We start from the raw sequence: 20,122 nt of genomic DNA, 5'->3' as shown, positions 1-20,122 counted from the left end.
TGAAGGTGAATAAGTTTAGGCTTATTCACCTTTTTTTTTGCTCGGTTCGTAGGGTGGGCATGGCTTTATCTGCCCACGCTGTTGTTGGTCATAAATCAAACCTTCAGCGTGGGCAGATAAAGCCATGCCCACCCTACGGCCTTAAAATCATTAGGGTATTAAAAAAATAGGCTAAATCGTTAGCAATGAAAAACTAAATCAAAGACAAAAAAAAGGGCGATGAACTCAGTTCATCGCCCTTTCTTTGTAATAGCAACGGTCGATATTAAATCTTAATATAGGTCCAACCATCCTGCATGTGGGTCACAATTTCATCAATTACAGGGCCATGTACTTGCACACCCTCGATCAAATCAACCTGTTTACCACTTTCTTCCATACGTTTAATGGTGTTAGAACAAGCAACAAATTCAATATTGTCATTTTCATTGATCATTTTAGTAATGCGCTCTTTATAATGACTCTTATCATTGCGTAAAATATCCATGCCATAGGAGTTGGCTAACACTTGAATTGACCCTTTTTGCTCCATCTTTTCAAAGCGATCCAATAAGGCTTCCGCTTTTGCCAATGCCTTATCAAATAAAGCCCGATCATTTTGTGCCAAATGGATAATGATTTTATCATCCTGTGCCTGCACCGGTTGTAACTTTACACCGAGCAGATTCTCGACACTGGCATCCTGATTCACTGAGCCGATAGCACCACCCAAAACAACTCCAGCATCAATATATTGATGGCCATACCAACCGGAAGAAACACCAACTGCCAAGGTTAAGGAGGCGGCTATTGTGGTCGGCAACCAATTTGATTTTGCCATGGGAACATCCTGACGAAGCGGTGCTCTAATAGTCGCATAGCTCGCTTGGACTTTCAGCTTAAGCTGTTGAATTTCATCCAGCCGTCTACTTAGCTCACTATCATTTTTAATGGCCCTTTCGATTTCCTGAGATTCTTTTTTATCCAGCTCATTGTCGATATAGGCGTTTAACATTTCAGTTGAAATTGAATGATTCATTTTCTAACCTCCATTGATCTATTGCTGATGCAATTTCACAATATTGGTATCATTGCTTAATTGCTTCAACATGGCTTTACGGGCACGGTTCAGGCGACTCATGACAGTACCCACAGGAATCTCTAGTACTTGAGATACATGGTTATAGGTCATACCTTCCAGATCCACTAAGGCCACAACCTGCCGTTGTCCCATTGGCAGTTGGCTGACCGCATGGCGAACCTGATTGATAGTGCGTTCACGCTCGTGTATATAATCCGGCGTTTCATCTGAGCAATAAACTAATTCATCAATATCGGTGAATTCTTTTTTTCGCCGCAAATAATCCCGCCAAGAATTATTAAGTATGCTGATTGCCCAAGATTCAAGCACCTCGGGGTTTTTTAATTGATTCAGGCGTAACAATGCCTTGACCAAGGTGTCCTGCACCAAATCATCAGCCAGCATCTCATCGTGACACCATGCAAAAGCAATGCGATATAAACGTTCTCTGCATGTTTCAAGTCTTTGTTCTAACTGCTTATTACGAAAACAAAATTGTAATATTGACATAGATTAAAATTAGTCCGAGCTTATATAAGACGTAAGTCCCTAAGATTTTATTCCATAAAGTTGACTATAATAGCATTTATTTTTGAAAATACGGAAAAGAATCACAAATTTGACAGAAAAATGCTAAAGACTCAGGGAGAAAAGAGCTAATGGGGGGAGGTGCTTGAGAGTCATATCTAGTCTGAGATCATGGGCATTTCACCCATGACAGACATCGTGGTACTTGGGCAGGATGCCCAAGTACGTGGCTTGTTTAGAGATCTTTTAAGGCTTTTTTACGTAATTCAGCATTTTCAGCATCAGTGATCAAACCTTTCTTGTACAAATTTTGTATCTGTAGCAAGCGATCTTCAACACTTTTTGGCATCATGACAGGTGCTGGCATCGGTGCGGACTGACGTTGCATCATAGGCTGTGCATGAGTAGGCTCTTCAACTCTATATTGTTCTTGACAGTCCAGTTTAATATTAATGCTTTTTGGAATAGGATCTTTAATAATACGGGTTTCAGTTTTACAACCATTTCTTTTAACTTCCAAACGACTCTTGACCATATAAGAAGTGCCTTCCCAATGTGGAGGGAAAATATTCTCACCTTCAAAAATCATGGGTGAAGTACCGACTTCTTTATCATCGACAACAATCGTTGCACCAGGAGGATTGGTAATAATTTCTGATTTGTTGGTAACGGTGACATAGTCGCTTAAGGTTTTATTTGAGCAACCGGAAGTCAGGAGTAGGGATGTTGCAATTGTAGCCAAAGAGAGAGAGTAGATAATTTTCCGTGTTGCTGTCATTAAAATGATCTCCGTGCAATATTGTTATTATTGATGATGTAAGGGATAAGAAATAATGTAGCTATTATGCAGGAAAACGCAGCTTATTCCAAGCCAGCAATGAGGGCCAGCCTGACTAATTCGGTTACAGATTTCGTTTGCATTTTAGTCATGAGATTAGCGCGATGTAATTCAACTGTTTTGATACTGATTTTGAGTTCTGAGGCAATAATTTTATTGGCGGTAGAATGTAGGACAAAACCTAAAACTTCTCTTTCTCGCGGTGTGAGTGCATCAAGGTGCGCCTTAATCTCATCGACACGAATTTGATCCTGACGTTTATCACTATCGTAGTTCATGGCACTTTGAATGCGTTGTAACATCAGAGTATCATTATAAGGCTTTTCAATAAAATCATAGACGCCTGCTTTCATGGCACGAATCGCCATGGGCACATCGGCATGACCGGTCATAATAATCACCGGTAAGATAGCCCCTTGTTCTTTTAACTTAATGTGTAGATCAATGCCATTAATATCCGGCATACGCACATCCATCACGGCACAGCCGGGTAGACCTTTTTTATAAAAGTCGAGAAAATGCTGTCCTCCTTCAAATGCTTTCACCGGGAGATGAACGGAGTCAACCAGCCATTCTAAAGATTCACGTGCATATTTGTCATCATCAATAATGTAGACAGTCGGTTGCATTTCAGATTTCATTGCTTATTACCGGGCAAACTTGTTTCAAAAAAAGCAGGTAATTCAAAAGCAAAAAGACTGCCACCCTGCGGGAGATTTTTGGCCATAATTCGACCATTATTAGACTCTACTATAGAACGACTAATGGATAAGCCCATGCCCATGCCTTCAGCCTTACTGGTATAAAAAGCGTCAAAAATAGAACTGAGTTTATCTTCTTCTATGCCTTCCCCACTATCTTGCACCGAAAGGCTGACAATGTCATTTTCTTGAAAGGTAGAAATGATGAGCTGCCGTTGTGTGGAGTTAATATTTTCCATCGCATCAATTGAATTGCGAATAAAATTGAGAATAACCTGCTCAATTTGAATTAAGTTAACAAGTACAGTGTCAATAGTGGTTAACAGATTTAGCTTGACCTCAATATGATGTCGTCTTAATTCAGGTTTTAGTAATTCCATGACATTCGAAACGGCCTTATTGAGAATGACTGCGGTTCGTTTTGACTCACCTTTTTGCACAAATTCGCGTAATTGACGAATAATATCGGCGGCCAATGTTGCCCCTTCAACAGAGCGTTCAAGTCCTAATAATAATTTGTCGGTATCAAAGTCACCCTCTTTAAGCATACGAATACAGCCGCTACTATAATTGATAGAACCTGTTAATGGCTGATTCAATTCATGGGCAAGGCTTGCGGCCATTTCCCCCATGGCAGTTAAGCGGGAGATGCGCGCCAATTCGATTTGGTGGCGTTGTTGTTCTTCATGGGCATATTTACGTTCTAATTCACTGCCAATCCATTGTGCCATGAGGCGTAGAATATTATGATCCCAATGACTATAGGCCTCGGCGCGTGATTGAATGCCGCCAAATTCCAGTACACAATGTGCCTTGCCTTTAACTAGAATGGCCGCAGCAAGGTAGTTTTTTAATCCGCCTTGCATACAATGACTTTGTTTTGACCTAGGGCTTGTATTGGGGCTGGTATTAAAAGTGAAACTATCCAAGTCAGGAATATCCAGAGGCTCACCCATCTGCTCAACGACACGATTAATGCAATCAATGTTGAGCGGGCCTGATGGTTGATCTTGTGTATCAATACTGCCAGAGACTTTGCACATGAGTGCTTTTTTGGTGAGCGGCTGATTATTTTGAGAATGACTATTCTCAGTGCTGGTTTCGACGCTGGAAAGTACCGCAACAGGCAAGTGATAATATTCTCGCCCCGCTTCGAGTAATTTTAATAATTTTTCATCATGTGAGAGCAAAGGGGTCATGGTGATATCAGCGAGTTTTTGTAAGGCAACCTGACTTTTTCTTAGAGATAAATTGGTTTGATTTAATTCGTTGGTACGCTCATAGATTTTATCTTGCAAGGTGTCTTTATAGCGTGCCAACATATTTTGCGAACGCTCACGTTCAGTGATTTCATTGCGTAAAACAGCGCCAATTTTGCGTAATTTTCGATTGGTACGTGAGACATAAAAATTAAAAATAACTAATAGGCCCAGCAGCAAAGCCACCACCAGTAACCATAAGGCATATTTTTTTATAATGGCGGGTAAGGAAGTTTGCCGTAAAACTTCATAGGGACCAATTTTCAGGCTTCTCATTAATTCATAGACCGGTGAATAATCAAGAGGAATAGTCCATCCAGCAGTATGCGATGAACGAGCGGCAGGGTGATCCTGAGGCATACTATACAGTGCTAAAGCAACCTGTGTGGACAGTTTATAGGAGGTCTCTTTTAAACGTGAGAATGGCCATTCAGGGTAGAGTCGAGTGCTTAAAGGGTAGGCATCATTGCTTATTAAATTGGCTTTAGATTTTGAATTAAGGATGCGAAAATCATTATAGTTAACTTTGCCCTCATCAATGAGGCGCAACAAAATCTCCACGCGAATAGTACCGGCATCAATTTTGTTATCACGTACGGCATAAACGATATTATCCTGTGGAAAGCCAACAAATTGTAAGGCAGAAAAGTCGCTAAATGGATCAATATTGTGATCGGCTAACTCACGCCATGCCAATTGAAAGCCACCAAAAGCATTAGGGCTAACGGCCATAAAACTATGGTTTTTAAGATCGTCCAGCGTCTTAATATCGGGATTATTAGCCTGAGTGATGATCAATGAACCAAAACTGGTACTCAATTGTCCGCGTCTTAAGGTTTGTAAGGTAGCAATACGGGATATGCCATAGCGATCTTCAAGTGCAACATAATTGCCGGGATTTGTGAGCGCAAAGTGAATGTATTTTGCTTCAATTGCCAGAGACATCTCTGTCAGGTTCAAGGGTAAAATTTCAAAACGGTACTTGGGAATTTGTTGCTTAAGGTATTCAGCAGTAGCAGACCAGCGTTGTGCGGCTTCAGTTTTGCCACGAAAGGCCAATACGCCAATGCGAATTAATGGCACATGAGATGCCTGTTCGGGTGCTTCTTTTGCCAGATTGATACTTATTGGGAGCATCAACAGGCAAATTAGAATGAGTAAGTTTTTCAGCAACATATGCTAAGAGTGATCTCAGGACATTAGGAATAGGTCATATTATAAAAAAGAATAACGTAAAGCGAGTAAATTATACGGGTAAAACAGAAAAAAAAAGAAACAGCCCATTCGAACTGTTTCTTGCTAAAAAAGGAAAGCGTTTAATGATTGTTTGTTAGAGTTCATCCGTAAATCCAGCTTTGAGCTTCCCCCTTCTTTAGAAGAGGGAAGCTCAACCAAATGCAATAAACGGATGGATACTAATTATTATTTTTTCTTACTAGGGATTGGCTTAAGTTTTAGATCTTCAGCAGTGGCTTTAACAAAACCATATTTTGCATAAATATCCTGGGCTTGAGAGGTGCTCAAATATGCAAGAAAACGGCTAGCGTTTTTCTGGTTTTTACCCGTGCTTAAAGAGCCGATAGCATAACCGACTTTATGTCCCATGTTGAATGGTGCGGCAATGGCAACACCTTCAACTTTACGGCCTTCAGCAAGAGCATGTTTTACTTCACTTGTCCAAACGATACCAACATCAGCCTGACCATTTTCAATACGGTAAGGGGTTTCACGGTGATGACGCTTAGTGAACCAAGTTTTGCCTTCGATTGCCCAACAACCCTTACATTTTTTACCCGCGGTTACTTTTTCATATAAACCCAGGTCTTTAAGCATTTGTGAACCATAGAACTTGAAGATACCTTCAGTTAAAGGATTTGGGTGTGATTGTACTAGGTCATCTCTACCTAAGTCTTTTGCACCTTTAATACCCTTAGGATTGCCCTTAGCGACCATTAGCTCAAGCTTATTGTGAGTGTATATTTTATAATCACTCATAACGCCCTTAGCTTTTAACTTCTTAAGGTGTCCAAGGTTTACACTGGCATATAAATCAGGGTTTTGAGCTGTCTTTTGACCGTCAATTTCACCCTGCTTTAAGATTTGTCCTTTTAGGATTTGGCCCGGTGGAATGGTTTCAACATAGATCGTTTTAATATCAGAGTTTTTGCCTTGAAAATCCTGAATCAATTCTTTCATCACCATGAACTGGTTACCAGCTAAATACATGACCAGGTCAGAGGTATAAGATGCACCAATGTTGCCATAGTCGATTTTGTTATCAGCGTGGAAAGTACGGTAGTCATGCCCATGTCCTGCATCTTTTGCAGCGAAAGTTGGCGCACTTAAAATGGCACTTGCCATCAGTGTGGTCGCGGCTAATCGGGTGAAGTTCTTTATTATTTTCATTTTTTTATCCTATCTATAAAAATAGTTTGATTCTATTAAAAACAGCTCATTACTATTGAATACTCATTATTTTTAAAGAAATAGTATGAGTAAGTTTGTAATGCTAGCTTAGGATAATAATATCAGTGATGTAACCGGAGCGTACCCCAGAGCGACCTAGGGTCAACCATAGGTTATGATTGTAAGATTCAAGGCTGGACTGGGTTTGAGGCTATAAAATCTTCGAGAATTTTTTGTGTGATGGCGCCAACTTGCATACCTTCAAGCTTGCCAGAAGGGGTAAATAATAGGGTGGTCGGTGTACCGCTTAAGGGACCTGCGCCAAGCTGTTCACTGCTTTGTGTATCACCTAAGAGTAGGGGATAAGAAATAAAATTGTCTTCAGCAAACTCACGCACATCCTGTGCATTGCCGGGGCCAAAGCTTGGATAATCAATGGCAATACCAACGACAATGGCATCCTTATTTTGGTGATCTTCATGAAAGCTTTGTAGTTCCGGCATTTCTTCAACACAGGGTGGGCACTTGGGACCCCAGATATTAACAATCACCCATTTACCTTTGCCGATATAGTCACTCATTGCATGTTGCTGATCATCAATGCCCATTAATGATAGCTCAGGTATTTTTTCAGCGTGAAGGTTAGCTGCGCTCAAGAAAAAAAATAAGCTAAATATTGAGACAATGAGGCGAGATGTTATTTTCATACGCTGAATACCACTCTAGTTAATAGTTAATAGTTAATAGTTAAGGCAATTATAAAAAATAATGACGCTATTGATAATACGTATTGACCGATCAAAAAACAATGCTTACTATCGTGCCCTTGTCTTTGTCACTTTCAATGTGTGCTTCCCAGCCTTTCTTTTCACAAATGCGTTTGACAATGGATAAGCCAAGGCCAATACCATCATTTTGATTGGTTTTATATTGAATGAAGGGATCAAACACTGAATCAGCAATTTCATCGGGAATGCCGGGGCCGGTGTCACGAATGGAAAAACCTTGCTCATTAAAGCTGATAACAATTTCACCTTGCAAGGTGTACTTAATGGCATTGCCCAGTAAATTGCCGATAATAATGGTGAGAAATTCTTCTGAATAACGTTTTTCTGTATGGCTGGCATCATTGTCGGGCAGACAAATGAGTTTAAGCCCCTTTGCTTCAGCTATGGGCAAATATTTTTCATACTGCTGACTTAAAACCTCCGATAGGCTGGTCAGGTTGGGATTAACTTCATCATTTCGTGCCAGGGCTAAAAAGATAGTGACCAGGCTTTTCATTTCCTGACAGGCGGATTGTATTTTTAATAATTGCGCCTGTTGTTTTGATTCTGAGTGTGTTTCTATTTCGGATTGTGCCAAGAGTAGTTCACAAGAGCTACTGATCACCATTAGCGGTGTGCGTAGTTCATGGCTGACATCACTGGTGAATAATTTTTCTCGGGTGAGATAGGTGTTGATTTTGTGATTATAATCATCAAAAAAACGGGCGAGCTGTCCCACTTCATCATCGGCAAATTCATCAATGAGATGGATATTACTCATGTTCTGATCCATCAGACGTATTTTATCGGAAAGCACTTGAATGGGATCGAGTATTTTTCGGGACAAGAAACGACTGGAAAAACTGGCCACGGTCCAGCTAAGAAACATGGCAATAACAATGATGGCAATAATCATTTGTTCCATTTGCTCAAAGTCACTTTCATTGACCTCAAAAAAATAGCGAAATTGGCCATCCTGTTTCACTAAAATATGAAATGCTTTGTCATTGTGTAGCACTTCATGTTTACCCACAGACAGCGATTGTAAATAGCTGGGCAAACGATGCATAGTCTCTTTATCGGTGCGATAAAAAACAGAATCTTTATAATGATCGACAACAAAACCCGTGTGCATTGCATGAATATGTATCATGTGCTCAAAGTCATGTTGCATATGGGGGATGAACAAATTATTTTCAGTAAAGCTGATCAGGCTGATGGACACGATGGCAAAGCTGATGCTGACGGCGGCCGTGAGGCGAAAAAAAGCACTTTTTATAACTTGGTGTAGGCTGTGTTTTTGATGTTTAAGCATGCTTAATCATTATTGGCAATGAGTTTGTAGCCGAAACCATGTACGGTGATCAATCGTTTTTGTTGATAGGGTTTATCAATTTTATTCCGTAATAAATAGATATGTGCTTTTAAATTGTCCTTATCCGGCAAGTCATCTCCCCAGAGTAATTCTTCCAGGGTTTCTTTTTTGACCACATTGGGTGAGGCTTGCATCAGTTTTTGTAAGATTTTCAAGGCGGCAGGCTTGAGTTGGATCGTATCACCTGCACGACTGACACTCATGGTATTGAGGTTGAATTTTAAATCACCAACTTGTAGTTCACTGTGCAAATCCTTGGCTTGGCTACGACGTAAAATGGCTTCCACTCTCACCAGTAATTCGCTGAGGTCAAAGGGTTTAACCAGATAGTCGTCAGCTCCATTTTGAAAACCTAAGAGTTTGTCTTCGAGTTGATCCCTAGCAGTAAGCATGATCACGGGCGTGTTCAAATGTGCATCGTTTCTCAGACTATGGCAAATACTCAGACCATCAACACCGGGCAACATGATGTCGAGAATAATTAAATCATAACTTTGCGAACTAATGAGGTGTAAGGCCGTGAGACCATTATCGGCACAGTCAATGATATAGCCTTTTAAGCTTAAATAATCATGTAAATTACTTAAAATATCCGGATTGTCTTCAACTACTAAAATATGTGTCATTAAGTCATTAAATGCGTGTGAAATTACTCATTCTACTCTAGTTTAAAGGCAATTACTGCAGGGGTGATTGGCCTTTCACTAAGCTTAATGCATCATCAATATGGTCATCGAGGGTCCCGCCGAAAAGAGAGGGGGTGTTAATGCCAATAATATTTTCTGTTAAGGCAGTGCCTTGATGGTCGATAAAGGCTGTGGTGGGGAATAAGCGCACTTTATAGCGGCGACTGAATGCATAGCTAGTGATTTTTTTGCCGCTAAAATCAATAATGTCGGTTTCATCAGCGACTTCTAATTCACGAATAATGACTCTATGGGTATATTCACCTGATATCAGCATGGGGACAAGAAATTCTTCCTTTATTTGTTCGCAATAAGGACAGCCTTCGGTACTAAACAATAATAAAATGGGTAATTGTCTTTTTTTAGCCAGAGTCGCCAATTGGGCAAGGTTGCTGATTGGCACTATGGAGGGGCGATGCATCTCGGTCGTGGTTTTATGATCGGCTAATATGAGTGGCGCTAATAAACTCAGCAATAAAATAAGCGTCATTAGCAGCGTGTTTTTTATTGTTAAAAACAACATTTTTTACCTGTAATATTAAAGATGATGGTATAAAGTATAGACTTAAAATAGAGAAAATAGCGAGAAATTAAGCCATATTTGTTACAATTTATTCAATGATAAAAAATTGGAATCAGTAATCTGGAAGCTGTTGCTAGAATGATGACAGAAGCACACAATGTAGATAATTTATTAGCTGCCGCCCGTATTTTAGTGACTCGCCCGGCACATCAGGCTGAGGCTTTTTGTGCTATGCTGGCAAAACAGGGCGCAGAGCCTATTTGCTTGCCACTTATCGATATTGTTGTGACGCCACTGAAACAAAGTGAAATAGCCTTACTCCAGGCGCTTGATACGGTTTCCCTGGCCATTTTTATTAGTCCTAATGCGGTGGAACATGGTCTTGCCGCTTTGCTTGGGCAGGGCAAAATACCTGATACTCTAAAGCTGGTCACCATTGGTCAGGCCAGTGCCGATAAAATGTTGCAATTGTTAGGGCGTAGGCCGGATATCTACCCTCTGGAGCAGTACAATAGTGAAGCCCTGCTGGCATTGCCAGCGCTGTCCGAAGAGCAAATTAATGGAGCTTCAGTACTGATTCTTCGCGGCGAAGGTGGTCGGGAGTTGTTGGCTAACACCTTGCGAGAACGAGGTGCTAAGGTGGCGTATGTGGAAGTCTATCGACGGCAGTTAGCGACGGCGGCACAGCCCCTTTTAAGGCGTTTGTTTATTTCAAATGATGACAAAAACCCGGCATTGGATCTTATTTGTCTGACCTCTAATGAAGGTCTGCAAAATTTACAAGCTATGGTGGAGACGCTACCCAAAGCAATCAGCAATCAGGCATTGCAATGTTTATGGCAGACTCCCTTATTGCTTGTCACTGAAAAAATGCGGGATAATGCTCGACAGATGGGCTTTACAAATACGCTTCTGATGGCCTCAAATGCGACAAATGAAGCGATGCTGGAAAGTGTGCTGGAATGGGCTAAACTTAATGATAAAAGTAGCTAACAATAAATTAACTAAAAATAAAAATAGCAGTGTTTGACTGTAAGAATTCGTTGGTAGGAAAACTGAATGGAAAAAAATAAGGTGAATAACACAGCCGGTAATAGGGATAGAGGAAACAAGTCAAAGTCTCAACAGGCTAAGACTCAGGTAGCAGAAGAACAAGCAGAGCATAGTCAACAAAAGAATGCTTCATCTATGGGGACTGCATTTATTTTTCTGGCATTGATTTTCTCTCTCAGTGCAGGCGGAGCCAGTTTCCTACTCTTTCAGAGTATGGAAAAAAATCGTGCTGACTTAGCACAGCAATTGGCTAATACCCGTGATCAATTGACAGCGGTCAGTATTAAAGTGGATGGGGAAGTCAGTGGTCAAATCACCAGCCTGACAGACAAAATAGGCCGTGTTACTTCGACGCAGCAACAGTTTCAAACTCAGGTGGCTAATCAACAACAGGCTACCAGCAAACTATCTAAGACTTTAGCCGTCAGCAACCAACAAATGTTGCAATCCATTGATGTCCTGTTCAAACAAAAAGGCCGTGAGCGTATTGGTTGGGTTCTGTCTGAAGTCGAATATCTATTACTCATTGCTAATCATAGTTTGCAACTGCAACAGGATGTTGCCACGGCCATTGCAGCACTAGAAGCAGCTGATTCACGTCTTTTGGATACCGGCGATCCGGGTACTATCGAATCTAGAACAAAAATTCGTGATGAAATTCAAAGCCTAAAAGCGCTGCAACAGCCGGATGTGGTCGGTATGGCAGCGCGTCTGAGCAGTGTTATTAAAGCCAACGCTAATTTGCCTATAAAATACACTCAAGTGAATTCAAAAGAAAAAATTGCCGCACTGAAGGAGAAACAGGCCTCGCACGATGCGGCTGACTTACAACAGGCTGGCAGGGAGTTTCTCCATGAATTGAGAAGTCTGGTGGCACTGAGACAGCTAGGAGAAAAACCTAAGGCCTTGATGACTCCCAAAGAACAGTTTTTCCTACAGCAAAACTTGCAACTTAAGTTGGAAACCGCACGTCGCTCATTATTGATGGGTCAACAAGACTTGTTTATTGACAGTACCAAAGAAGCAGTGCAATGGCTGGAAACTTTTTTTGACTTGGAAACCCCGCAGGTAAAACAGGCCGTTGCGGAACTTAAAGCCTTACAAGGCATGACCATCAGCAGCACGATGCCAGACATTTCCGGCTCGATAAAAGTCTTGCGTAGCTACCAAAAAGAATTAGAAAAGCAGCAAGAGGCAAGCCGATGATAAAACTGCTTTTCTATTCCCTGAGTTTTTTAATTGTAGCTGTTTATCTGGCATTGATTGCCAAGGAAGACCCCGGCTATGCCTTACTCAGCCATGGTGACTGGAGTGTAGAAGGCACACTGGTATTACTCTTAGGCGTACTAAGTTTCTTTATTGCGGGCTTGTTGTTACTGGCTTACTTTCTGCTTAAAACGATTAAATTGCCCGGAAAATTAGGTGCCTGGAATCATAATCGTAAGACCGTTAAAGCGATCAAGAGTTGTAATAAGGGTTATATCGAACTGGCTGAAGGCAATTGGCGTGAAGCAGAGAAGCATTTACGAAAAAGTGCCAATAGCAGTGGTATGCCAATTTTAAATTATCTGGCCGCTGCCCGTGCTGCTCAGGAAGATGGTTCATCCCATCGGCGCGACTTGTATTTGTCACAGGCTCATAAAAGTGATCCCCAAGCAGATATTGCCATTGGTTTGACTCAGGCAGAGCTGCAAATTAAAGATGGTCAGGCAGAGCAGGCATTGGCCACTTTGATGCATTTGCGTCATCTAGCACCGAAGCACAAGCAAGTGTTAAAAATGTTGTTCCGTGTCTATCAGCAATTGAATAGTTGGAATGATTTGGAAAACTTATTGCCAGAGTTGCGTAAGCAAAGTATTTTTTCTGCTAATGTTTTGAGTCAGTATGAGCAATCACTGAGCAAGCAATTAATGGCTCAGGCAGTACAAAACAATAAGCACGATGAGCTTTCTGCTATCTGGAATCGCCTGCCTAAAGTCACCCGTGCAGAGCCGGAAATGATCAATTATTATTGTCAGATATTATTGGCCATTGGCAAAGACGAACAGGCATTGGAGTTGATCAAAGAAGGCATTAAGCATCATTGGCATGCAGCGCTGATTTTATTGTATGGCATGATTCATGAGCAGGATGTCACCAAGCAGTTAGAAACTGCGGAATCATGGCTTAGTGATAATGGCCGTAGTGCGGAATTATTGTTGACCCTGGGGCGTTTGAGCATTGCTAATCAGCTCTGGGGCAAGGCCAGAGATTATCTGAATGAGAGTATCAAGGTCGCTCCCAGTACTGAAGCCTATCAGGTTTTAGGCGAGCTATATGAAACGCAGTTGGCAGACTCTGTTGAAGCGATGAACTGTTATCGTGAAGGCTTGCTACTCAGTGCGCAAAAGAAGGATAAGGAAAAAGTGGGACTGGACTCTGAATTACCAGCAATGTTAGCCTTAAATCAATGCTAGTCTTAAAAATGCTAGTAGCGTGGGCACGCTTTTTGTGCCCACGCTGAAGTGTGATTTGAGTAGAATGCTACTGGTCACTCGCAAAATCAAACGAATCATAAAAGAATTGCTTCTTATGCATACCCTTGGCGAGAAATGCCGTTTCTGCCGCTTTAATCATTGCCGGTGGTCCGCAAGTATAAATGTCAAACATTGCTAAGTCATCAAAATCACTTAACACCGCATCATGCACATAGCCTGTGCGCCCCGACCAAGTATCACCCGCATCAGATAATACCGGAACAAAGTGAATATTGGGGAAATCTTTCACCCATTGCTCAGCTAAATCACCCATATACAAATCAGCTTCAGTTCGCACCCCCCAATAGAGGTGAACAGGACGTGTTACCTGTTCTTCTATTAGATGTTCAACAATACCCTTAATCGGTGCAAAGCCAGTGCCACCAGCCATTAGTAAGATATCTCTATTAGAATCTTCATGGAAGAAGAAGCTACCATGAGGGCCTTCAATCCTGAGTAAATCCTTGTTTTTCATGCTGGAAAAAACTTTACCGGTGAACAGGCCCTTTTCTACCTGACGGACATGCAGTTCTAAAAATTCATCATTATGAGGCGCATTGGCAATAGAAAAACTACGATGGCGACCATCTTCTAATAAAATATCAATGTATTGTCCGGGTAAAAACTGTAAGCGTTCGGATGCTGGTAATTTAATGAAAATCTGCATCACGTCATCTGCTAATAGATGCATATCGTGGATGCGACAGGGCAGGGTTTTTATTTCAATGGCACTATCTAATTCAACTTCATCAACTTCAATGACCAGTGATGAATCAACTAAGGCGGCACAGAAGAGCACGAGATTTTCTGCTTTATCGTCATCGCTCAGTGCCATCGGATCTTTGTCATAGCTGATATCGCCACTCAGCAGTTTACCCTTGCAAGCACCGCAGGCTCCGTTTCGACATCCATAACGCAAGTTGATGCCTTGACGCAGGGCTGCGTTCAGTATGGTTTCGTTTTTTTCAACATAAAATTTGTGTTCACTGGGTTGAATTTGTACTTGATGACGCATTGTTTGCCTCTGACTCTTTAGTGACGCATCAAAAAAAGGGGATACATTTTTGATGGTAGAATATATCTCATTTTGGGTAGAATGAAAAGAAAGTCAGCAAAAAAATAAAGAAAAACCATTATAAGTCGCTAATAGCTTTGAAATTTGGTGGAAATATAAACAATTTTTGAAAATGACCGAAAAACATGTGATTTAGATGGAGTTAATCATGCAAAGTGAATTATCCGCAATTAATGTCAGTAAGCAACTATTGACGAATAATCTTTTGAAACAAAATTTGCCTGATAAGACAGTATTGTTCAAGCCTGCGGCAGATAAGGTGTCGATTGGTATTCTCAGCCCAGAAAAAACTCAGGCACTCCTAAATCGAGAAATTGCTGATAAATTGGAAAAATATTTTCAGGGTGAGGGCATTGAGCTCAAAGGCCTGAATGCTGCAGACTATACTCCGGAAAAAGTATCTGAGCGTATACTCGGCTTTGTTTCAGGACGTATTTTGTCTGAAGGTGATAATGATAAACAAAATGAGTTAATGGCACAGGCTCGTAAGGGTATAGAAAAGGGTTTTGCTGAGGCCAGAGATATTCTGGAAAGTTTAAGCGTTCTCAATGGTCAGGTAAAAGAAGATATTAATACGACCTATGATTTATTGCAGCAGGGTCTGGATCGTCTTGAACAAGGAATTAATAATACGCAAAATCAGGGCGGTGATCGCGACCAGGAAAATGATAGCGATACGGAAAATGATACTGACGACGATGCCAGCCCAAAAGTACAACAAGTATCATTACAAAGCCGTTACTCACGAGATGAACAAACGCGTGTTGAAATCACCACCAATGATGGCGATAAAATATTAATCGACTTATTTAAGCAGCAAAGCGCACAGTCAAATCAGAGCATGAGTCAGGCTGAGAATGGTTCTATTTATACGCGATCAAGCAGTCTCTCAGCCAGTACAGGCATTAGTTATCAAGTACAGGGTGAGCTGGATTCAGGTGAACAAAAAGCCATTGATGAATTGCTTAATAATGTCGCTAAAGTGTCAGAACAATTTTTTTCCGGCAATGTTCAGGAGGCTTTTAAACAAGCCATAAAACTGGACTTCAATAGCGAAGAATTAACCCGTTTTTCCTTGGACATGGGCTATCAAGAAACTCGCTCTGTTGCTATTAGCACCTATAATGATTATCAGACTCAGCCGATAGCGAAAAATTCCGCTCAGCCGATAGAAGCCGCTAGCCTGAAAGACATGAATGAATACATCAAGCAAATGGATCAATTATTTAAAGCGCCATTGGCAACAGAAATGTTTGCTGATCCGGGAAAGAGTATTGCTGATTTGATAACGGGCATGAATAAAATGTTGTTTTCTGATGAAATGAAGCAATTAGAACAAGCCTCAACAACTCTGCTGGATTCATTAGTCGAACAATTGAAGGCACGAAATAGTTTACCAGAAGAATCCGTAGCAAAGAGCAGTGAGGCTGAAATCTCATCACTATAATCGGGCTAATGTGTTCATACTAATTTCTCTCAATTGTAGGTTCAGACAGGGAAAAATTAATGTTATAATGATAGTCTTGTTAAGAAATAAAAAGTTAGTGGACTATGAATCAAGCCAATATCAATACTGAACTGGAAAATCGAACTGCTCAGTTGATTATTGATACCTTAAATTTAGAGATCGAAGTCAGTGACATTGCTCCTCAAGACTATTTGTTTGGCGAGGGACTGGCTCTGGATTCAATTGATGCACTTGAGTTAGCAATGGCAATTACCCAGCAGTTTGGTTTTCAATTACGCTCAGATAGTAGTAAAAATCAGGAAATTTTTCGTTCGCTAACAAGTCTTGCGCAACATATTGCCGAAAATAAAACCAAATAATACCTATAAGTCAGCTTCATAGCGGGTGTATTATGCGTGTTGAAAAATAGGTGTTTTCAGTTTGGATATTATTGCCCGATTTCAGTTTTTTATTTATCCTCTCATCGTTCATCTCAGTGTGACTTATAAAGTCCCTTTTGTTACCGCTATATTATTACCTATTTTTTACTTTATCTTGATGCAGCCTTTTAAAGAAAAAAAGAGTCATAAAAGAGTTAGCCCCAATGAATTAAAAAACCGCCTTGAATCCTACTTGACTGTAAAAATAGGCCTATTTATTGGTGAATGGGTTTTTCGCATGTTATGGTTTAAAAAATGGTTCTCACCACTGCGTTTTATCAAACAATTAATGACCATAGATCAACGTGAGTTATTGCGCTAATGTCTGAATATCTCATTGTAGAACAAGTTGCAAAGCCGGTCTTGAATTATGCTGCCATGGACTCTCCCGTTATCTATCACAACAATAAAGTAGTGACACTGAGGGAGCTGTTATTAACGGTAAAAATAATTGCAGACAAAATACCATCCCACCAATATTTACTTAATTTATATGAAGACCGTTATTATTTTTTAATTGGTTTTCTAGTTGCCTTAAAAAAACAAACAATTTGTTTGTTTCCCTCGACCGTGACGCCATTTGTTATAACGCACTTAAATCAGCGCTATGATGATGTGATTGTCTTGTCCGAAGCACAGGAAATGCCTCCAATGGAGGGAGATATTCAGTTATTTGAGCTACAAGAAATAGTTGATGAAATAGATTATTGCGCTGAGAATTACACGGCTCTCAGTCAGCTCATCACTGATATTGAATTACAGCAAATAGTGGCTATCATTTTTACCTCGGGTAGCACAGGACATCCCCAAGCTTATATTAAGCAATGGGGTGATTTGCTGTCATCAGCAGAATGCTTAACCGCACGTTTGTTCAGTCATCTTGAGACAAAAAATAACAGCCTACAGAGTCTTTTGGCGACAGTGCCAGTCCAGCATATGTATGGCTTAGAAGTGAGCATTATCGTCGCCTTACAAAACGGCTTGTTATTACATTCAAATAAGCCATTTTTTCCACAGGATATTGTTCAATGTTTGGAAGATTTATCTCATGTAGCAGAGCAAGCAGGCAAGTATAGTGAAACAACCATTATAACCACGCCCTTACACTTAAAAGCCTGCCTAAAAACAGCCATAAAATTACCTGCGGTGAAACAATTTATTTCAGCTACGGCACCCTTAGAGGCAGAAATGGCAGCCTTATGTGAGGAACAATATCAGGCTAGAGTGATGGAAGTCTTTGGTTGTACCGAAGTCGGTTCTATCGCGAGTCGAAGAACAATTAACTCAGAAGAATGGCAGGTATTTGATGATATTGTACTTGAGTGTATTAAGGTATCTAATACGCTCAAGGGCAAACAAAAAGATAAGCAAGATGATGAAGAGATACAAGTTAAGACAAGGCGCTCAATTAAGCAATTTATTTTTAATGATGTGATTAAACTCATAGACAGTCAACACTTTATTCTACGAGGCAGGAAGTCAGACTTAATTAATATTGCGGGAAAAAGAACATCCTTATCCTATTTGAATTATCACTTACAATCTTATGAACATATAAGTGATGGCTGTTTTTTTCAGACCGAAGTGAATCCTAAACTAGTCAATGAATCAAAACACATTAGAACAGAGAAAAAACTGCTAGTCTTCGTTGTACCAGCATCTGTATCTATAAATGCAGTGAATGGGATTGATAAAAAACAATTAGTACAAGATCTTAGAAATTATTTGAAACCACTGATTGAAAGTGTCTTCCTGCCAAAAAAAATAATCATCATCGAGCGCCTCCCCAGAAATGCAACGGGAAAGCTACCCCAATCAGAATTAGAACAATTATTTAAAAATTCATAAAGCACTTAAATCGTTCATCACAGAACCGTTGCTGTCAGTTATATCGCAAGATATTGCTGACGCAGATCTGCATCATCGAGTACTTCCTGAGCCAGACCATCAAATACAATGTGTCCCATGTCCACGATAATGGCACGATCAGCAAGTCTTAAAGCAGCAATTGCATTTTGCTCAACAATTATGGTAGTAATACCTAATTTTTTAATACTATCGAGAATACGTTCAATTTCCTGAACGATGACAGGGGCAAGTCCTTCATAAGGCTCGTCTAATAAGAGTAGTTTGATGTCTCTTGCCAAAGCACGGGCAATGGCCAGCATTTGTTGTTCACCACCGGATAAAGTAATTCCCATTTGGTTACGGCGTTCACCCAAGCGAGGGAAATGCTCATAGATCCGTTCGATTGACCAGCCAATAGGCTCTTCAATTTGTGCTAATTTGATATTCTCTTCTACCGTCAGTCCAGCAATAATACAGCGATCTTCCTGTACCAGTGAAATACCATGTTGCGCAGCTTGATAAGACTTCATCTTATGCACCGGCTGGTGATCCAACCAGATTTCACCATGTTTTACTACCGGGACTGAGGCGCGGGCAATTGAGCGTAAAATAGAGGTTTTACCCGCTCCATTACGGCCAAGTAAGGCAATGATTTCACCTTCACGAACATCAAAGCTGACACCTTGCACAATATAACTTTCACCATAATAAGAATGAATATCCCAACAGGAAAAAAATGCCGGGGTATTACCGGTGTTAGGAATAGTCGGTGCTGTGGGCACATGCTCAGTGCTGTTGTTAATATTGTTTTCTATGTTGTTGTCTACGTTGCTATCGCTCATAAGTGCGCTCCCCCTAAATAAGCTTCCTGAACCTTGGGGTTGCCTTTGATTTCATCGGGTGAACCGGAGGCAATAATAGTACCCTGAGCTAATACAGAAATGTGATCGGCAACGCTGAAAACCACATGCATATCATGTTCAATAATGATTTTTGTCATACCGCGTTCTTTGATTTTCATTAATAAGTCAATAGTCTTGTTGGTGTCATGTCGTGCCATGCCCGCAGTAGGTTCGTCGAGCAAGAGCAATTTAGGATGCTGTACCAGGCACATTGCCAGTTCCAAACGCCGCTTGTCACCTCGTGACAGGCTGCCCGCATTGGTATGTAAATGACAAGAAAGTCCGATGTCATCGAGAATATGACAGGCTTCATCCTGTACTTCTGATTCATTAGACAAGCTACGAAAAATGTTCATTTTGAATGAGCCTTCGCGTTTGGCAAAAGCTGGAATCATGACATTTTGTAATAAACTTAAATCAGGGAAAATTTCTGGCGTCTGAAATACACGTGATATACCGGCCTGATTAATTTCATGCGGTGCCTTACCTATCATGTTTTCGCCATTAAATGTGACCGTACCACTATCGGGTGCTAACTGACCAATACAGACATTCAGCATGGTTGATTTACCGGCACCATTAGGGCCAATGATGGCATGTACCTTACCTTCTTCAATTTGCAAATTAAGATCTTTGAGTGCTTTAAGTCCGCCAAAGGATTTTTGTACATTATCGATTTCTAAAATGATATTACTCAT

Annotated in this window: 21 protein-coding genes; 8 read left to right on the top strand and 13 right to left on the bottom strand. The window is 40.7% G+C overall.

Annotated features, from left to right (window positions below):
* Positions 1–265 precede the first annotated feature (265 nt).
* From JEU79_RS00285 to JEU79_RS00250, 8 genes are all read right to left on the bottom strand, one after another.
* Entirely contained in the window at positions 266–1,018 is a 753-nt protein-coding gene (locus JEU79_RS00285; protein WP_198262475.1) for a hypothetical protein, read from the bottom strand.
* Between the two features lie 18 nt (positions 1,019–1,036).
* Positions 1,037–1,570 (bottom strand): RNA polymerase sigma factor, encoded by a 534-nt coding sequence (locus JEU79_RS00280; RefSeq protein ID WP_198262474.1) that lies wholly within the window; start codon positions 1,568–1,570, stop codon positions 1,037–1,039.
* Between the two features lie 253 nt (positions 1,571–1,823).
* Positions 1,824–2,366, bottom strand: a complete 543-nt coding sequence (locus JEU79_RS00275; protein ID WP_198262473.1) for a hypothetical protein — start codon at positions 2,364–2,366, stop codon at positions 1,824–1,826.
* Between the two features lie 83 nt (positions 2,367–2,449).
* Entirely contained in the window at positions 2,450–3,067 is a 618-nt protein-coding gene (locus tag JEU79_RS00270) for a response regulator transcription factor (protein WP_198262472.1), read from the bottom strand.
* A complete protein-coding gene (locus JEU79_RS00265; RefSeq protein ID WP_246540464.1) occupies positions 3,064–5,523 on the bottom strand; it encodes a sensor histidine kinase in 2,460 nt (819 codons plus the stop codon). Before JEU79_RS00265 ends, JEU79_RS00270 begins: the two co-directional genes overlap by 4 nt.
* 285 nt (positions 5,524–5,808) lie before the next feature.
* Positions 5,809–6,792, bottom strand: a complete 984-nt coding sequence (locus JEU79_RS00260) for a molybdate ABC transporter substrate-binding protein (RefSeq protein ID WP_198262470.1) — start codon at positions 6,790–6,792, stop codon at positions 5,809–5,811.
* Between the two features lie 188 nt (positions 6,793–6,980).
* On the bottom strand, positions 6,981–7,448 hold the full coding sequence (locus JEU79_RS00255; RefSeq protein ID WP_214660464.1) for a TlpA family protein disulfide reductase: 468 nt from the start codon (positions 7,446–7,448) through the stop codon (positions 6,981–6,983).
* A gap of 142 nt (positions 7,449–7,590) precedes the next feature.
* Positions 7,591–8,694: a sensor histidine kinase gene (locus JEU79_RS00250; protein WP_198262468.1), complete on the bottom strand. Its 1,104-nt coding sequence runs from the start codon at positions 8,692–8,694 to the stop codon at positions 7,591–7,593.
* 3 nt (positions 8,695–8,697) lie between these two features.
* Here JEU79_RS00250 and JEU79_RS00245 point away from each other — a divergent pair, with 3 nt between their 5' ends.
* A complete protein-coding gene (locus tag JEU79_RS00245) occupies positions 8,698–8,850 on the top strand; it encodes a hypothetical protein (protein ID WP_198262467.1) in 153 nt (50 codons plus the stop codon).
* A gap of 26 nt (positions 8,851–8,876) precedes the next feature.
* Here JEU79_RS00245 and JEU79_RS00240 read toward each other — a convergent pair whose 3' ends face one another.
* On the bottom strand, positions 8,877–9,560 hold the full coding sequence (locus JEU79_RS00240; protein WP_198262466.1) for a response regulator transcription factor: 684 nt from the start codon (positions 9,558–9,560) through the stop codon (positions 8,877–8,879).
* A gap of 52 nt (positions 9,561–9,612) precedes the next feature.
* Positions 9,613–10,143 carry a thioredoxin family protein gene (locus JEU79_RS00235; RefSeq protein WP_198262465.1) on the bottom strand — a complete coding sequence of 177 codons (531 nt, stop codon included), beginning with the start codon at positions 10,141–10,143 and terminating at the stop codon, positions 9,613–9,615.
* 141 nt (positions 10,144–10,284) lie between these two features.
* On the opposite strand from JEU79_RS00235, the gene JEU79_RS00230 reads away from it, so the two are divergent.
* The 3 genes from JEU79_RS00230 (at position 10,285) to JEU79_RS00220 (ending at position 13,652) form a co-directional block, all read left to right on the top strand.
* A complete protein-coding gene (locus JEU79_RS00230) occupies positions 10,285–11,136 on the top strand; it encodes a uroporphyrinogen-III synthase (protein WP_198262464.1) in 852 nt (283 codons plus the stop codon).
* A gap of 66 nt (positions 11,137–11,202) precedes the next feature.
* Positions 11,203–12,402 carry a uroporphyrinogen-III C-methyltransferase gene (locus JEU79_RS00225; RefSeq protein ID WP_198262463.1) on the top strand — a complete coding sequence of 400 codons (1,200 nt, stop codon included), beginning with the start codon at positions 11,203–11,205 and terminating at the stop codon, positions 12,400–12,402.
* Entirely contained in the window at positions 12,399–13,652 is a 1,254-nt protein-coding gene (locus JEU79_RS00220) for a heme biosynthesis protein HemY (protein WP_198262462.1), read from the top strand. The genes JEU79_RS00225 and JEU79_RS00220 overlap by 4 nt, the downstream gene beginning before the upstream one ends.
* A gap of 67 nt (positions 13,653–13,719) precedes the next feature.
* Here JEU79_RS00220 and JEU79_RS00215 read toward each other — a convergent pair whose 3' ends face one another.
* Positions 13,720–14,727, bottom strand: a complete 1,008-nt coding sequence (locus JEU79_RS00215; RefSeq protein WP_198262461.1) for a CDP-6-deoxy-delta-3,4-glucoseen reductase — start codon at positions 14,725–14,727, stop codon at positions 13,720–13,722.
* A gap of 196 nt (positions 14,728–14,923) precedes the next feature.
* Between JEU79_RS00215 and JEU79_RS00210 the strand changes: the two genes are divergently transcribed.
* The 4 genes from JEU79_RS00210 (at position 14,924) to JEU79_RS00195 (ending at position 18,522) form a co-directional block, all read left to right on the top strand.
* Positions 14,924–16,234 carry a DUF5610 domain-containing protein gene (locus JEU79_RS00210; RefSeq protein ID WP_214660463.1) on the top strand — a complete coding sequence of 437 codons (1,311 nt, stop codon included), beginning with the start codon at positions 14,924–14,926 and terminating at the stop codon, positions 16,232–16,234.
* A gap of 104 nt (positions 16,235–16,338) precedes the next feature.
* Positions 16,339–16,614 (top strand): phosphopantetheine-binding protein, encoded by a 276-nt coding sequence (locus JEU79_RS00205; protein WP_198262459.1) that lies wholly within the window; start codon positions 16,339–16,341, stop codon positions 16,612–16,614.
* A gap of 61 nt (positions 16,615–16,675) precedes the next feature.
* Positions 16,676–16,996, top strand: a complete 321-nt coding sequence (locus JEU79_RS00200) for a hypothetical protein (RefSeq protein ID WP_198262458.1) — start codon at positions 16,676–16,678, stop codon at positions 16,994–16,996.
* Positions 16,996–18,522: an AMP-binding protein gene (locus JEU79_RS00195; protein WP_198262457.1), complete on the top strand. Its 1,527-nt coding sequence runs from the start codon at positions 16,996–16,998 to the stop codon at positions 18,520–18,522. The genes JEU79_RS00200 and JEU79_RS00195 overlap by 1 nt, the downstream gene beginning before the upstream one ends.
* 38 nt (positions 18,523–18,560) lie before the next feature.
* Here the strand turns inward: JEU79_RS00195 and JEU79_RS00190 are convergent, their stop codons facing one another.
* Together JEU79_RS00190 and JEU79_RS00185 are read right to left on the bottom strand one after the other, a co-directional pair.
* Positions 18,561–19,364, bottom strand: a complete 804-nt coding sequence (locus JEU79_RS00190) for an ABC transporter ATP-binding protein (RefSeq protein ID WP_198262456.1) — start codon at positions 19,362–19,364, stop codon at positions 18,561–18,563.
* On the bottom strand, positions 19,361–20,122 hold the full coding sequence (locus tag JEU79_RS00185) for an ABC transporter ATP-binding protein (RefSeq protein WP_198262455.1): 762 nt from the start codon (positions 20,120–20,122) through the stop codon (positions 19,361–19,363). Before JEU79_RS00185 ends, JEU79_RS00190 begins: the two co-directional genes overlap by 4 nt.

Origin of the sequence: sulfur-oxidizing endosymbiont of Gigantopelta aegis (assembly GCF_016097415.1) — a bacterium.
GTDB lineage: Bacteria > Pseudomonadota > Gammaproteobacteria > GRL18 > GRL18 > GRL18.
This window is presented reverse-complemented; position numbering and strand designations above follow the sequence as displayed.